Consider the following 15,984-nt stretch of genomic DNA (forward strand, 5'->3'; position numbering starts at 1 on the left):
ACCAAATATAGTTTATTATCCATTCATCTGGGCTTTATCATCAGTTATCGATATGTATGACATTTTTCTGAGTTACTCAACAGTTGATCGTGAACGGCTTGTAACGTTAGTTGCCGCTTTGGAAGAACAAGGCTGGTCGGTGTTTTGGGATCACCGTTCTATACCGATTGGTGAGAAGTGGCGGGAGGTTATCGAGGAGGCTGTTTGTCAGTGTCGTTGTGTTCTCGTCGTATGGTCGCAAACTTCCGTTAAATCTAGATGGGTCAAAGAGGAGGCATCTGAGGGTATCAGCCGTAATGTGCTAATGCCTATCCGTATGGATGATGTATTGCCCCCGTTCGGTTTCAGGGAAGATCATGCAGGTAATTTTGTTGGCTGGAATGGGGCAACGGATTATCCAGAGTTCATTAGACTGACGGAGCGCATCCGTTTATTGCTTGAGGGACAAGCCAAGCGTGAAGCAGAGCTTGCTGAAAAAGAACGATTAGCAACCGAAAAGGAAGAGGCGGAACGTCAGCGGCGTTTGGAAGAGGAAGATCGCTTGCGCAGTGAAGCAGAAGAAGCTGCCGAGCGTGAACGGCGTGCCCGCGAAAAGGCAGTGGTTGAGCAACGGTTACGAGAAGAAGAAGCCGAACGCCTGCGACGTTTGGAAGAGGAAGATCGTTTGCGTCGTGAAGCAGAAGAAGAGGTTGCCGAACGTGAACGGCTTGCCCGCGAAAAGGCAACGGCGGAGCAACAGTTGCTGGAAGAAGAAGCCGAACGCCTGCGACGTTTGGAAGAGGAAGATCGTTTGCGTCGTGAAGCAGAGGTTGCTGAACAGGAACGGTTAGCAAAAGAAAAAGTATTAGCTGAACATGAAGCCGCATCACGTCAGCGATGGGTAGAAGAAGCCGAGCAAAAAAAGTTAGGTGAAGAGATTGTTGTAGAACAAAAAACATCCAAAGAGAAAGAGTGTGAGGCAAAAACTCAACAAGTACAGCTTGAGGCTGATCAAGAAAGCATTCAAACTCAACATGATGAGAAGAAGCCAAAGCCTCCTTTCAATGTATTTGTGTTGATTCCAGTACTTTTTCTCTCTAGTGCCGTATTTGGTGGAATTTATTCTTGGCAATTTATCAGTACGTCAGACGATAAAAAGGCGGTTTCGGTTGTGAGTAACACATCATCTGTGGATGGGGTTACTCCTGAAACAGTAGTGCAGGTTGAAGTTGCGAAAGAGCCTCCACCACCTCCAGATCCTACTCCGGCAGAAAAAATCAGTCAGGCAGAAATTTGGTTAGATGGTAAAGATAAGATTCAATGGGCAGAGGCGATCAAACAATTGAAGATATTAGCGGAAGCAGATAACGCTGAAGCTAGTGCATCGTCATTCCTTAGATTTGGGATAAATGGATTTGAGTTTACAGCGTGCATCGCTGATGTTCATCTGCCAATCCACCCCACGCTGCTGGCTATTCACGTCGGTAGACCATGCTGCAATTTCTTTCTGTAAGGTTTCAATATCGCCAATACGGCGACCTGATACACACTGGCGCGTCATGGAACTCAATTCATTTTCAGCGATGTTGAGCCAACTGCCATGTTTAGGGGTATGGCAGAACTCAATCCGACGTACCAATGCCCGCGCCCGTTCCGGTTCAAAGGCTTCATAAAATGCACCCTTGGTGTGGGTGTTAAGGTTGTCGCTAACCAAGGTGATTTTGTCACACTCCGCGTAACGCCCTTCCAGCAGCTCGGCAACTTCAATCGCCCAGTCCACTTTCGTCCGGCGTGGGCGGGCATGGGCTTCGCGCCAACCCGATAGCGGTTCGGTGAACATAAAGATGCTGGCTGTACCCGCCCGTTCGTATTCGTAATCCACCCGACGGGGATGGGTTTGGGTCGCTGCAATCGGTTGGCGGGTTTCTTTGGTGAGCTGCACGGGTTGCTCATCCATGCAAATCACCGGATGCTGGGCATCATAGGGTTTCGCATAGGTTTCAAGCACTTCCTCCATATTAGCCACAAACTCGGCATCACTGTCCGGTGGGATAACCCAATATTGGAGCTTGCGCGAGGTCATACCGTTTTTTTTAGCATCTTCCGTAGGGTTTCGTGGCTAACCGACTCCACGATCGCCAATTCAATCACGTGGCGGGTGAGCAGGCGCAATGACCAGTTGGCATAACCCGCTGGCGGCGAACCTAAGCGCAACGCGATAATCTTCGCCTCTTGTTCGCCATCCAGTATTGTTGGGATGGGTGGGTGTTCACGTCGCTTGCCGTCCAATGCCTGCTGAAAACCGTGCTGCACCAACTGTTGGCGAATATTTTCAACGGTCTTTGTCCGGCAGTTGAAGGCTTCAGCTATCTGACGGTCTGTCCAGTTGGCTCCTTCTACATCAGCTTTCAGCAAAATCTGTGCACGGCGGACTCTTTGTCCACTGCCACGGAGTTTCTTGATGGTTTCTTCAAGGATCTGACGCTCTTCATCGCTTAAGCGGACAATGTATTTCTTTTGCATGGGCTAACCTTTCGTGTGTTGCCCATAGCATCTACCTAAATCAGGTGACTTAAAACCCTAATTTCTGAATTTGGCAATGCACTAGTTACATATTGGGCGGGCTTTATTACCTTGGTCGTAAAGGCGTAAAACGCAGCACCAAGGAAGGTTGTAAACTCTATAAACAGGCCGATGCAGACGGTCACTCACAAGCGGGGAAAACTTATGCGGATCTCAAATGCAAATAAATACCGTCATGCTTTGACGCTATGTCTGGTTGGCACCTTGGTTTATGGTATGCCGAGTTATGCTGAAAATCTTAGCATTGGCGACGATCTTGCGAAACAAGCCATTGCTAAAGCGGAAGAAACCCGCAAAGCCAATGAGGCCGCTGCTGCCAAAAAGGAAAAAGAACGCAAAGCAGCCCTTGCTGCAAAAGCTAAGAAAGAAGAAGCGGAGCGCGTAGCCGCTAAAAAAGAAGCGACCCGCAAGGCTAACGAAGCCGCTGCTGCCGAGAAAGAAAAAGAACAAGCCGCCGCCGAACAAGAACGTCAACAGCGCGAAGAAACCGAACGCCTCGCTGCTGAATCAGCCGCCGCGAAAGCCAAGGCTGTCGCACTAACAGTCGCCTACGACGCCAACCTTTGGTACAAAGACACCAATACAGGTTGTCTGCTGTGGAGGGGAGGTGGTCGTATACCAACCATTACATGGGATGGTGATTGTCTCAACGGTAAAGCTAATGGACAAGGCACTGCATCTTATTTCCAAGAAGATGGTAGTTTGAATGCCAAGCTCACTTGTACTTTCCAAGATGGTAAGTGCCAAGGATATGCAGTAGCTGAAATGAGTGATGGCAACCGCTACGAAGGTCAGTACAAGGATGGTAGATATAATGGAAAGGGAATATTCACTTACGCCAGCGGTGATCGCTACGAAGGGCAGTACAAGAATGATAAGAAGGAAGGTCAGGGAGTAATGACTTTCGCCAATGGTAATCGCCACGAAGGGCAGTACAAGAATGGTAAGAGGGAAGGTCAGGGAGTAATGACTTTCGCCGATGGTAAACGTAAAAGCTACGAAGGGCAGTGGAAAGATGATAAATGGGAAGGTCAGGGAGTAATGACTTTCGTTAATGGTAATCGCTACGAAGGGCAGTGGAAAGATAATAAATGGGAAGGTCAGGGTAAATATTATTATGCTGATGGTTCGCTTTATTACGAAGGCGAATGGGTAAACAACAAGCCTTTAAACCCTCCTAATGACGCTATTGGGAATGTGATAGGGGATGTATTGATCGGTACTGCGATTAACGCCATCATCGGTCATTAGGTATGACTATCTAGGAAGGCTCAACATGGTGCTATGGTTATATTTATACGCCCCAGTGTTGCAGCATCCACCGTTGCCTGAGCGTAGTCGAAGGCAACTACGCTTCCTGCATAAACCCCCAATCAATCAGCAATTCAGGAAACAACCCCACCGCCGTCGCCTCATCCATCCCAAACATCAGCGGCAAACCGTATTGCCCGTCATCTTTCAGCGTATACACCATCACCCAACGGTCAATCGGGTGGATAATCCAATATTCCTTCACCCCATGACGCTCATATAACCAGCGTTTTTTGTCCATATCCTTGAGCGCGGTGGAAGGCGAAAGCACTTCGATAATCCAGTCGGGCGCACCCCGACAGCCTTTGTCATCCAGTTTATTTTTGTCGCAGATTACGGCAAGGTCGGGTTGCACAGTGGTGTCTACATCGTTGTCGGCTTCGTTGTGATTGGGGAGGCGTATGTCAAACGGGGCAGAATAGATGCTGCAAGACTTATCTGTTAAATGAGAGCGTATCTGAAAGCCCACTTCAAAACTTACCCGCTGATGTTGCCGTGACGGAGCAGCCATTGCATATGCGACACCCTCAATCAGCTCCCAACGCTCATCTTCCGGCCATTTGGCGTAATCGGCGTAGGTAAAGTGTTCTTGCAATTTTTCTGCTGCACCCATTGGTCGTACTCCTAAGCTTTTCTCTACATGAGATTAACCATAGCATATTTCAAGAATGATCTTCTATTTCAAAGATTCAGTGCTAAAATCAGTCGTAAGTTTGACTGATTTTGACATGTGGTCAGTCGTAAAGTTGGAGGATTTCTCATGGAAAAAGACAAAATCTTCGCTATCCTGAGCGATTGGAACGCTTGGAACAAGCCTTTAACCGCCACGTTCAGCCGCCCGCTGTACGAGCAGGAAATCGCCCGCAAAGCTAAGTCCGGCGAAGTGATTGTGATCAAGGGCGTGCGCCGCAGCGGTAAATCCACCCTGTTGATCAACGAAATCAAACGCCTGCAAGCGTCGGGAATGCCCGCGAAAAATATCCTGTTCGTGAATTTGGAAGATCAGCGTTTCTCCCTGTTCGAGCCGCTCACTCTGCTAGAAAAAATCAAGGAAACCTGGTTGGAATACGTGCAGCCACAAGGCGATACCGTGATTATGCTGGATGAGGTACAAAACATTCCCCAATGGGAAAAATGGGTGCTGAAGGAATACGAAATCGGCAATAGTAAGCTGTACGTCACCGGCTCGAATTCACAATTGCTGGGGGTAGAATTCGGCACAGCCCTCACCGGGCGTTACCTTGATATAGAAGTTTACCCGCTGGGCTTCAAAGAGTTCCTGTTATTCCACGCGGTTGAAATCCATTCACGGGCAGATTTCATCCAGCAACAGCTTAAAATCAGGCAGCTTTTCCGGCGTTACGTGGCGTTTGGCGGTTTCCCTAAAATTGCGCTGACCGATGATGAATTACTGGCGAAAGAAACGCTCAAAGTTTACTTCGATTCCATCTTACTGCGCGATATTGTCAGCCGTCACAAGCTGAATAATTTCGCGGTGCTTCAGGAATTGTCGCTGTTTTTGCTGTCAAATAATGCCACCCTTAATGCCTATAACAAGCTGAAAAACACCTTCAATGTGTCGTTTGAGATGATTCGCGAGTACGTGGAATTTCTGCAAGGGGCTTACCTGATTTTTACGCTCAACAAGTTTGATTATTCGTATAAAAAACAGGTGGTTAATCCGAAGAAGTTTTATGCGGTAGATACTGGCTTGTCCAATAATGTGTCATTCAACGTATCCGCCAAGATTGCCCAGAATCTCGAAAATATCGTGTTTTTGGAGCTGAAACGGCGGCATGAAAACGTTTTTTACTACAAGACTGCCAACAATCTGGAAGTGGATTTTTTGGTGGAACGGGATGATTGCTACGAACTGATTCAGGTGTGTGCAACGCTGCAAGACAGTGCCACCCGCCAGCGCGAATTGCGGGTGTTTGCGGTTGCCGCAGCGGAGTTACACAAGCCGATCAAGCCGCTGATTCTGACACTGGATGAGAGCGAAACGCTGGTGCAAGACGGTCTAAGCATCGACATTCGTCATGTACTGGAATGGTTGTGTTTGTAAACTTAACTCTGGAAAAACTGCGTAGCCGTTTCGCCATCCGGTTGCTGTAACCAACGTTGGGTCAACGCTTCCACCCGCTCTGGGTAATGCGCCACCACGTCCCGCGCTGCGGTTTGCACCGCTGGCAACAAATGTTGATCGCGCAGCAAACTGGCAATTCGCAGCCGCACATCTCCCGTCTGGCGCGTTCCCAATACTTCGCCGGGGCCGCGCAATTCCAGATCAATATCCGCAATCATGAAACCGTCGGTGGTGGTGCGCATCGCATCCAGCCGTTTCCGCGCCGTCCTGCCGAGTGGATGTTGGTACAGCAGCACACAACTACTCGCAACGCTGCCGCGCCCAACCCGTCCGCGCAACTGATGCAATTGCGACAAGCCCATACGCTCGGCATTTTCGATCACCATCAAGGACGCATTCGGCACATCCACCCCGACCTCAATCACCGTCGTTGCCACCAGTAGCTGGATTTCCCCCAGCTTGAACTGGCGCATAATGCTTTCTTTTTCCGAACCATGCAGCCGTCCGTGTACCAGCCCCACGGCGACATGCGGCAAGCGTTCGTGCAACATCGCAGCGGTGACTTCCGCCGCTTCGCATTGCAAGGCTTCCGATTCTTCGATTAGCGTGCAAACCCAATACACCTGCCGACCTTCGCGGCACGCGGCTGAAATGCGTTCAATCACCTCATCGCGGCGCTCATTGTTCAGGGCAACGGTGGTAATCGGGGTACGCCCCGGCGGTAATTCATCAATCACCGAATAATCCAGATCGCCGTAAGCTGTCATCGCCAAGGTGCGTGGAATCGGTGTTGCGGTCATCACCAACTGGTGCGGGTAATGGTCGCCTTGCTTGCCTTTTTCGCGCAAGGCCATGCGCTGATGCACGCCGAAACGGTGCTGTTCGTCTATAATGATCAGCCCCAGTTGCAGGAATTCGACGGTGCGCTGGAACAAAGCGTGTGTGCCGACCGCAATATGCCCAATGCCCAGCAACAAATTTTCGACTTTGCGGCGGCGTTGGCGTGGGGTTTGATTGCCGGAAATGTACACCGTTTCCACCCCCAACGGTTCGAGCCAGCGCACCAGATTTTGGTAATGCTGTTCCGCCAGCAATTCGGTGGGAGCCATGAGCGCGACTTGGAAACCGTTGGCAATGGCGTGTAACGCTGCGGCAACGGCAACCAGCGTTTTGCCTGAACCGACATCGCCTTGCACCAAGCGATTCATCGGCACGGTTTGTTGCAAATCGGTGGTGATTTCAGCAATCACGCGATTTTGTGCGCCCGTCGGGGCGAATGGCAAGGTGCGCAACAATTGCCGCCAATAGTGATTGGTTTCTGGCATGGTGTGCGCTTGCACGCGCTTGAGTTCGTGCCGCGCTTGTTGCACGCCGAGTTGGTGCGCGAGTAATTCCTCGAAAATTAGCCGGTACGGACGCATTCCTTCCACCGTTGAACCCGATGGCGGCGTATGCAATTTGCGTAATTCGTGCGCCAGCGGCGGAAAACGGTGTTGCTTAACCACGCTTTCCGGCAGCAAATCGGGCAATTCCTCCACATGTTCCAACGCCAAATCAATCAAGCGGCGTAAACTACGTTGTTGCAAACCTTCGGTCGTGGGGTAAGTCGGCGTCAGTGTGTTCGCAATCGGTTCGTGTTCATCGGCTCTGAGGTAATGGCATTCGGGGTGTGCCATTTCCAGCTTCATACCGGATTGGCGCACTTCGCCAAAGCAACGTAGCCATACGCCTTTGCGCAAGCTGTATTTCTGGGCAGAGGTGAAGTGGAAAAAGCGTAGGATTAGTGTGCCGCTGCCGTCGCTGAGGTAGCACAGCAACATGGTGCGCCCGCGTTGCACCACTTCGGCGTATTCGATTTCACCTTCGACCAGCACTTCCTGCCCAACTTTGAGGCTGGCGATCGGGTAAATGCGGGTGCGATCCTGATAGCGCAGCGGCAAATGAAACAGCAAATCTGCCACGCGCAAAATGCCGAGCCGTACCAATTTTTCCGCCACCGCATCACCCACCCCACGCAGGGCGGTCACAGGTTGCTGTAAAAAATCGGGTTCGGCTGCTTCAGTCATGCCGTGAGTATACTATCGCTTGAAGCGCAATGCCTCTGGGTAGGGGAACACATCTTCGTATTGCCCGTTATTAATCTTGTCTTTTTTGTCTTGCCAATAACGTGCATCCAACAAATTGCGGTGGTATTTAAGGAAAAACTTACGGATTTTGGGCGTAGACAACAAAAACGTACCGAATTCTTCCGGGAACACATCGTTAGGCTCGACCGAATACCAAGGTTCGGAACGGAATTCGTCTTCGGGGAAGCGCGGTGGCGGAATTCGGCGGAAATTGCATTCGGTCATGTAGGTGATTTCATCGTAATCGTAAAACACCACCCGCCCCAATTGCGTGACCCCAAAGTTTTTATACAGGAAATCGCCGGGAAAAATATTCGCGCCTGCCAGTTGTTTAATGGCATTGCCGTAATCGTCTATCACCCGTTCCAGTGTTTCATCATCGGCGGTTTCGATGAAAATATTCAACGGAATCATGCGCCGTTCTAAATAAATATGCCGGAATATAATGTTATCGCCGTCAAAGCTAATGCTGCTGGCACAGGTTTCCTGCAATTCTTGCAGCAGTTCTGGTACGAAACGTTCGATTGGCAGCACCACATTGGAATATTCCAGCATATCCGCCATGCGCCCCACGCGGTCATGGCGTTTTACCAACTGGTATTTGTCTTCGACTTGTTGGCGGGTGAATTCTTTTTGCGGTGCAAATTTGTCTTTGATGATTTTGAACACGTAAGGGTAAGAGGGCAGGGTGAATACCATCATGACCATGCCGCGTATCCCCGGCGCGACCACGAATTCATCGCTGGAATGCCGCAAATGGTGCAAGAAATCGCGATAAAACGCGGATTTGCCTTGCTTGTGCAAGCCAATCGCCGAATACAGTTCTGAGGTATCACGGCGCGGTAATAAGTGCTGCAAAAACGACACCACAGCGGAAGGCACTTGGTGTTCCATCATGAAATACGCTTGTGAATAGCTGAAAACCACCGAAAGTTGCTTTTCCCCTAGCAACAATGCGTCGATGTACAAACCACCATTTTCATTATTGAGAATCGGCAGCGCGAACGGAATGTCTTCACGCCCGTTGATCATGCGTCCCACCAAATATGCGGCTTTATTGCGGAAAAACGGGTGGCGAATCACCGAGAGTTGGAAATTCAATTGCGCTTTGCGGGCGGATTTTCCTCGGTAGTGTTTGACAATGGCGCGGAAAATATTGCGTACATCCCGCTCCAAATTTTCAAATGGCAATTCAAATCCCGCATTTTGTAGAATACGCGCTAGGGATTCGCGCAAACCAATTTTGCCGGGGTAATAACACAGGTAGCTGGTTTCTTGTGAATCAATGTATTCGGTCGAAATGGAACTGCGCACGAAAATAAATTCGTTGGTGTAATGCTCACGCGGAAACTGGCGGCAGAATACCGAGGTATAAAAGGTTTCGGCTAATTCGGGTTGTTGGTGATCCAATAACAGACGCATGTAGCAATGTTTCACTTCACGCCACAGCGCTAGATTCACGGTTTTGATTTCGTAGAGTTCTTGCACCATTGAGACGGTTTCTTTAACGCGCCAATCGTACAACACAATGCGTTCGCGGGAGGCGAGTTGTACCGCTTTCCAATCGGCTTCTTCAAAACGCTGCCGTGCACCAGCGGTGATTTGCTGGAAAATATCAAAGTGCCGGTTAAAGCCTTGCAGGATGGTGGTGGCGATGCCGCGTGCAAGAGAATTAATCTGCAAAGCCTGTTCTGCCATACCCTACCCACCCAAAATATCCAAGGAAAGAGGTCAGAATATTACAGGAATATTTATGTGCGCTGCAACAAACGCATTGAAATGGCATATTGTCGACAATTAGTGTTTTATTATGCGGATTTTGTGGCGATTTCGGCCTGTTTTATATAAAATTGTCTGACAATACCGCTTCTAGGAATACTTATACATGAATAATGAAACACCAAAGGTCATTTACACACTGACGGATGAAGCGCCACTGCTGGCGACTTGCTCTTTGCTACCGATTATCCGCACCTTTGCATCAGGCGCTGGCATTGAAATCACCAAAAGTGATCTGTCACTGCCTGCACGTACCCTTGTCGAGTTCGCTGACTATCTGAGTGCAGCACAACAGGTATCTGACGATCTGGGGATACTGGCACAACTGACGCAAGAACCGGATAGCAACATCGTCAAGCTGCCTAATATCAGCGCATCTGTCCCGCAACTGGTAGCGACGGTCAAAGAATTGCAAGCCGCAGGCTACCCACTACCGGATTACCCCGAAGACCCGCAAACCGAAGACGAAAAAGCCCTGCTGCGCCGTTATTCCAAAGTATTGGGCAGTGCGGTAAACCCGGTACTGCGCGAAGGCAACTCGGATCGTCGCGTCCCCGCCGCCGTCAAACGTTACGCGCAAACCTTTCCGCATGAAATGAAGGAGTGGAGTCAAGCTTCACGCACCCACGTTTCGCACATGCATCACGGTGACTTTTACAGCAGCGAAAAATGCCTGACGCTGGATCGTGCCTGCGATGTCAGCATGGATTTGGTGACTAACAGCGGCAAAACCATCGTGCTCAAGCCCAAAGTTTCCCTGCTGGAAGGCGAAATCATCGACAGCATGTTCATGAGCAAAAAAGCCCTGTGCGAGTTCTATGAAAAGCAGATTGAGGACGCGAAGGAAACGGGTGTGATGTTCTCGCTGCACGTCAAAGCCACCATGATGAAAGTGTCGCACCCGATTGTGTTCGGTCACTGTGTCAAGATTTTCTACAAAGAGCTGTTTGAAAAACACGCGCAGTTGTTCAAGGAATTGGGTGTCAACCCCAACAACGGCATGAGCAGTGTGTATGAAAAGATTGCCACGCTGCCCACTTCGTTGCGTGAAGAAATTGAGCGCGATATTCATGCCTGCTACGAACACCGCCCGGAACTGGCGATGGTGGATTCCGCCAAAGGCATTTCCAACCTGCATTCCCCCAACCATGTCATCGTGGATGCTTCGATGCCCGCCATGATCCGCAATGGCGGCAAAATGTATGGCCCGGCGGGTAAGTTGAAAGATACCAAGGCGGTGATGCCGGAAAGCACCTTTGCGCGTATTTATCAGGAGATTATCAACTTCTGTAAAACCCACGGTTCTTTCGATCCGCGCACCTTGGGCACTGTGCCGAACGTCGGTCTGATGGCGCAAAAAGCCGAAGAATACGGTTCGCACGACAAGACCTTTGAAATTCCCGAAGATGGCGTGGCGCGTATTGTCGACGACCAAGGCAATGTCCTGATTGAGCAAAACGTGGAAGCGGGCGACATCTGGCGTATGTGCCAAACCAAAGACCTGCCTGTGCGTGACTGGGTGGGTCTGGCGGTCAGACGGGCGCGTGAATCCCAATTGCCTGCGGTGTTCTGGCTGGATGAGTACCGCCCGCATGAACATGAGCTGATCAAAAAGGTGAAACTGTACCTGAACGATCATGATCTGACGGATGTGGATATTTGCATTATGTCGCCCCTGCGCGGGATGCGTTTCAGTCTGGAGCGGATTATTCGCGGCAAGAACACGATTTCCGTGACGGGCAATATTTTGCGCGACTACCTGACCGACCTGTTCCCGATTATGGAAGTTGGCACGAGTGCCAAAATGTTGTCGGTTGTCCCATTGATGAAAGGCGGCGGTTTGTATGAAACCGGTGCGGGTGGTACTGCGCCAGTCTTGGTTAAGCAATTACTGGAAGAAAACCACCTGAGCTGGGATTCGCTGGGTGAGTTTTTGGCACTGACGGTTTCGTTTGAACAGGTGGCGAGACAATACGGCAGCAATAAAGCCAAAGTGCTCTCGGTCACGTTGGATGAAGCCATTGGCAATGTGTTGTTGAGCGATAAGTCACCGAAGCCACGCACCGGCGAATTGGATACGCGCGGCAATCACTTCTATTTGGCGATGTATTGGGCGCAAGCACTTGCCAAGCAAACCGAAGAGCCGGAAATGGCGGAGCATTTCGGCAAGCTGGCGCAAGTTCTGACGGAAAATGAAGAAAACATCATTACCGAGATTAGGAATGTTCAGGGGCAGCCAGTTGATATTGGCGGTCATTTCTTTGCCGATTCCGCAAAGACCAAAGCGGTGATGCGTCCGAGTGCAACGTTCACGAATGCGATTATGGCGGCACGGATGCCGGGCTTTAGTGCGGCGGAGTTAGACGTGCCTCACTGACTGATGCTAACCAGCGGATGATGCCCTCTCCGACCTCTCGTCCGCTGGCAAAGCACGCCGTCAGGAGATAACCACCTGTCGGCGCTTCCCAATCCAGCATTTCCCCCGCACAAAATACCCCCGGTAAGTGCCGCAACATCAAATTTTCATCCAAGGCTTCAAACGGTACGCCGCCTGCGGTGCTGATCGCCTCATCAATGGGTGTGGTGGCGGTCACGGTAATCGGGATGGCTTTTAAGGTCGACACGAGCAGTGGAATGTTTTGCCAGTGTGCTTTATCCAGCGTTTCAAACAGCAATGCTGCTTTTACCCCATCCAATTTCCAGTGACTTTTCAGGAAGTTGCCCAGCGTTTTGTTGGCGGGCTTTTTGTGTAAAGCGGCTTCAAGTTGGGCGTGGCTGTGGTTGGGGAGCAAATCCAGATGGAAGGTGGCTGAACCGTGCACATCTAGCGTGTCACGCAAGCGAGCAGAAAAGGCGTATATCAAGCTGCCTTCCACGCCGCGTGCGGTGACGATCATTTCACCCATGCGCGTTTCGGTTTGACCATTAAGATCGGTGAAACTTAGGGTGACGGATTTTAGGGGTGAACCGGCAAAGCGGCTGCTGAGGTGTTCGCTCCATACACACAGAAAGCCGCCGTTGGCGGGTTTTAAGGGAGCGATGGGGATGTGACGGGCGGTTAGTAGCTTGACCCATGCGCCATCGCTGCCGAGTTTTTTCCAGCTACCGCCACCGAGCGCGAGAATGACGGCGGTGTAGGGAACGGTAATTGTACCTTGGGGTGTTTCAAACACGAGCTGCCCCTGCGTATCCCACCCCACCCAACGATAACGCGGATGCACCCGCAATCCGTTACGCTTCAGCCGCGCCAACCACGCCCGCAACAACGGCGCAGCTTTCATTTCCTTGGGAAACACCCGTCCCGATGTGCCAACAAACGTTTCCACGCCCAATTCCGCACACCACGCCCGCAATTCCTCCGCGCCAAAACGTGACAACAATGGCTGTATCTGCGGCTGCCGTTCAGCATAACGACCACAAAACGCCTCAAACGGTTCAGAGTGCGTAATGTTCAAACCGCCAATCCCCGCCAGCAAGAACTTGCGCCCCAGCGTCGGCATGGCATCGTACAAATCCACTGCATAGCCCGCATTGGTAAGCTGTTCGGCAGCCATCAACCCAGCGGGGCCGCCGCCAATAATGATCACGCTCAACTGCGAATCCCAATACCTTTATTCAATAAATGCAGGCTAAACCCGCCTAGCAGCAGGATAAATGCCATGATTACCCCGTAACTCAGCCAGATCGACATATCCGACGCACCCAAAATGCCATAACGGAAGCCATTTACCATGTAAAGCACGGGATTCAGCAAGGAAATGTTCTGCCAAAGCGGTGAAAGCATCGCAATCGAGTAAAACACCCCACCCAAATACGTCAGCGGTGTCAGCACAAAGGTCGGCACAATGGTGATGTCATCGAAACTGGTCGCGTACACCGCATTGATCAGCCCCGCCAGCGAAAACAGCGTGGAAGTCAGCAGCACGATGGTAAAGGTGATGAAAATGTGTTGCACGCTCAAATCGCTGAACAGCAACGACACCAACGTGACCGCCAGCCCGACGGCTAACCCCCGCGCCACGCCACCGCTGATAAAACCTGCCAGAATGATCCAATTTGGCATGGGTGACACCAGCATTTCGGCGATATTGCCTTGAAACTTGCTGCCGTAAAACGACGACACCACGTTGGCGTAGGAGTTGGTAATCACGGTCATCATGATCAACCCCGGTGTGATGAAGTCGATGTAGCTATGCCCGCCCATGTCGCCAATTTGCGAGCCGATCAGATTGCCGAAAATCACGAAATACAGCGCCGTGGTAATCACGGGGGGAATGATGGTTTGCACCCAAATTCGCGCAAACCGCAGCACTTCTTTGACCAGAATGGTGGTGTAGGCCGTCCAGAGTTGTTGTGCATTCATTGCTTGTTGTTCTCCACCAAATCCATGAAAAGCTGTTCTAAGCGGTTGGTTTTATTGCGCATACTGTTGACGATGACCCCGTGTTCATTGAGGAAGGCGAAGACTTTGTTGAGTGAATAGTGTTCTTTGTGGAACACCACTTCCACGGTAGTCGGGTCTTGCAGGGTGAAATGGCACAGGTTGCTGGTGGTCGGTAATGCATCCACGGGGCTGGCAAGGTCGAAGACGTAGCTTTCGGTATCCAGTCGGTTGAGAAGCTGTTTCATGCTGGTGTTTTCGATCAACTCGCCTCGGTCGATAATGCCGATATTACGGCACAGGCTTTCGGCTTCTTCCAGATAGTGGGTGGTGAGGATGATGGTTGTGCCATCCGCGTTGAGTTTGCGCAGGAATTCCCACATCGAGCGACGGATTTCGATGTCAACGCCAGCGGTGGGTTCGTCGAGGATTAGCAGGCGCGGTTGGTGAATGAGCGAACGCGCAATCATTAAGCGGCGTTTCATGCCACCGGAGAGGGTGCGGGCTTGATCGCGGGCTTTTTCCCACAAGCCGAGTTGCTTGAGCAAGACTTCGGCGCGAGCAAAGGCTTCCGCACGGGGAATGCCGTAATAGCCGCCCTGATTCACGAGGATTTCGACGACTGGCTCGAAAATATTGAAGTTGAATTCTTGCGGGACTAGCCCGATGTGCGCTTTGGCTTGTTCGCGTTGGGTGTCGAGGTCGTAGCCGAAAATGCTGACTTTGCCTGCGGTTTTGTTCACCAAGGAGCTGGCAATACCGATGGTGGTGGATTTACCAGCGCCGTTCGCACCGAGCAGGGCGAAGAAGTCGCCTTGTTCCACGCGCAAGTCGATGCCTTTGAGGGCGGTGAAGCCGTTGCCGTAGGTTTTTTGTAAGCCTTGAATGTCGAGAGCCGTCGTCATGGTGGTTTTTCTGTTGAAAACGAAACGCGAATGTTACCACGTATCTCACGGGTGAGGTTTTGTTGTGACATAATGCGCGACATTATGAAATTGTATGATCTGTTTGCGAAATGGAAAGCTCAACATTGGGTGCACTGGCTGTGGCGCGTGCCATTGCTGCTGTTCATGGCATTGTGTGTGTGGTTGCTGATTTTTCGTTGGCTGCCAGTGCCGACGTCGGCGTTTATGTTGCGCCAAGATGTGGTGGCAATCTTTAGCGCGGAAACGCCGTTTGTGCGCCATGACTGGGTGAGTTTGGCGGAGATTCCGCGCCACATGCAAATTGCAGTGATTGCGTCGGAAGACCAGCGTTTTGCGGAGCATTGGGGCATTGATGTGGCGGCAACGGAGGCGGCGATTCGGGCGGAAATGCGCGGGCGTGGCAAAGGTGGCGGCAGCACGATTACCCAGCAGTTGGTGAAAAACCTGTTCCTGTGGGAAGGGCGGAGTTATCTGCGCAAGGGCTTGGAGTGGGGTATTGCGGGTTTGATGGAAATCTTCTGGTCGAAAGAGCGGATTTTGGAGGTTTACCTGAATACCGCGCAGTTTGGTAAGGCGGATTATGGCGTGGGGGCGGCAAGTGCGAATTTGCTGCATAAGCCGGTGGGTAAGCTGGGGGCGGCGGAGGCGGCGTTGCTGGCGGCGGTGTTGCCTGCGCCGAGTAAATACAGCGCGGTGAAGCCGTCGGGGTATGTGCGAGCGCGGCAGGGGCGGATTATGCGGCAGATGCGTTCGATTGGTGGGGCGGCGTATTTGCAGCGTTTGGATTGAGTGGCGCGGCGTGTGCTAAACTAC

At 51.2% G+C, this 15,984-nt stretch carries 12 protein-coding genes and 1 pseudogene; 5 read left to right on the forward strand and 8 right to left on the reverse strand.

From position 1 onward, the window contains the following. Positions 1-52: 52 nt before the first annotated feature. A complete protein-coding gene (locus HMY34_RS20405; RefSeq protein ID WP_202716424.1) occupies positions 53-1,492 on the forward strand; it encodes a toll/interleukin-1 receptor domain-containing protein in 1,440 nt (479 codons plus the stop codon). Positions 1,493-1,516: 24 nt separating this feature from the next. Here the strand turns inward: HMY34_RS20405 and HMY34_RS20280 are convergent. Both HMY34_RS20280 and HMY34_RS15925 read right to left on the reverse strand, forming a co-directional pair. Then, positions 1,517-2,062, reverse strand: a pseudogene (locus tag HMY34_RS20280) (IS630 family transposase); the annotation flags it as partial. After that, positions 2,059-2,502: a helix-turn-helix domain-containing protein gene (locus tag HMY34_RS15925; RefSeq protein WP_202716425.1), complete on the reverse strand. Its 444-nt coding sequence runs from the start codon at positions 2,500-2,502 to the stop codon at positions 2,059-2,061. The gene HMY34_RS15925 and the pseudogene HMY34_RS20280, both read right to left, overlap by 4 nt. Before the next feature lie 204 nt (positions 2,503-2,706). Here HMY34_RS15925 and HMY34_RS15930 point away from each other — a divergent pair, with 204 nt between their 5' ends. Next, entirely contained in the window at positions 2,707-3,813 is a 1,107-nt protein-coding gene (locus HMY34_RS15930; protein WP_202716426.1) for an MORN repeat-containing protein, read from the forward strand. Between the two features lie 97 nt (positions 3,814-3,910). On the opposite strand, the gene HMY34_RS15935 is transcribed toward HMY34_RS15930, so the two are convergent. Then, positions 3,911-4,486: a Uma2 family endonuclease gene (locus tag HMY34_RS15935; protein WP_202716427.1), complete on the reverse strand. Its 576-nt coding sequence runs from the start codon at positions 4,484-4,486 to the stop codon at positions 3,911-3,913. Positions 4,487-4,633: 147 nt separating this feature from the next. On the opposite strand from HMY34_RS15935, the gene HMY34_RS15940 reads away from it, so the two are divergent. Next, positions 4,634-5,938 carry an ATP-binding protein gene (locus HMY34_RS15940; protein ID WP_202716428.1) on the forward strand — a complete coding sequence of 435 codons (1,305 nt, stop codon included), beginning with the start codon at positions 4,634-4,636 and terminating at the stop codon, positions 5,936-5,938. A 2-nt stretch (positions 5,939-5,940) separates the two neighbouring features. Here the strand turns inward: HMY34_RS15940 and recG are convergent, their stop codons facing one another. Continuing rightward, the gene (gene recG / locus HMY34_RS15945) at positions 5,941-8,025 is read right to left on the reverse strand and encodes an ATP-dependent DNA helicase RecG (protein ID WP_202716429.1); all 2,085 of its coding nucleotides are present in this window, start codon (positions 8,023-8,025) and stop codon (positions 5,941-5,943) included. Positions 8,026-8,037: 12 nt separating this feature from the next. Then, on the reverse strand, positions 8,038-9,783 hold the full coding sequence (gene aceK / locus HMY34_RS15950; RefSeq protein ID WP_202716430.1) for a bifunctional isocitrate dehydrogenase kinase/phosphatase: 1,746 nt from the start codon (positions 9,781-9,783) through the stop codon (positions 8,038-8,040). A gap of 187 nt (positions 9,784-9,970) precedes the next feature. Between aceK and HMY34_RS15955 the strand changes: the two genes are divergently transcribed. Next, positions 9,971-12,241, forward strand: a complete 2,271-nt coding sequence (locus tag HMY34_RS15955) for an NADP-dependent isocitrate dehydrogenase (RefSeq protein WP_202716431.1) — start codon at positions 9,971-9,973, stop codon at positions 12,239-12,241. Here the strand turns inward: HMY34_RS15955 and HMY34_RS15960 are convergent. From HMY34_RS15960 to HMY34_RS15970, 3 genes are read right to left on the reverse strand one after another with little or no spacing between them, the layout of a single operon-like run. Then, positions 12,210-13,451 carry a TIGR03862 family flavoprotein gene (locus HMY34_RS15960; protein ID WP_228288060.1) on the reverse strand — a complete coding sequence of 414 codons (1,242 nt, stop codon included), beginning with the start codon at positions 13,449-13,451 and terminating at the stop codon, positions 12,210-12,212. The two genes, HMY34_RS15955 and HMY34_RS15960, sit on opposite strands and share 32 nt — an antisense overlap. A gap of 2 nt (positions 13,452-13,453) precedes the next feature. Next, the gene (locus HMY34_RS15965) at positions 13,454-14,227 is read right to left on the reverse strand and encodes an ABC transporter permease (RefSeq protein WP_202716432.1); all 774 of its coding nucleotides are present in this window, start codon (positions 14,225-14,227) and stop codon (positions 13,454-13,456) included. Beyond that, complete coding sequence (locus tag HMY34_RS15970; RefSeq protein WP_202716433.1) at positions 14,224-15,150, reverse strand: ABC transporter ATP-binding protein; 927 nt, start codon at positions 15,148-15,150, stop codon at positions 14,224-14,226. The genes HMY34_RS15965 and HMY34_RS15970 overlap by 4 nt, the downstream gene beginning before the upstream one ends. Positions 15,151-15,234: 84 nt before the next feature. Between HMY34_RS15970 and mtgA the strand changes: the two genes are divergently transcribed. Then, complete coding sequence (gene mtgA / locus HMY34_RS15975; protein ID WP_202716434.1) at positions 15,235-15,960, forward strand: monofunctional biosynthetic peptidoglycan transglycosylase; 726 nt, start codon at positions 15,235-15,237, stop codon at positions 15,958-15,960. Positions 15,961-15,984 lie beyond the last annotated feature (24 nt).

The organism is Thiothrix subterranea, assembly GCF_016772315.1.
GTDB classification, from domain to species: domain Bacteria; phylum Pseudomonadota; class Gammaproteobacteria; order Thiotrichales; family Thiotrichaceae; genus Thiothrix; species Thiothrix subterranea.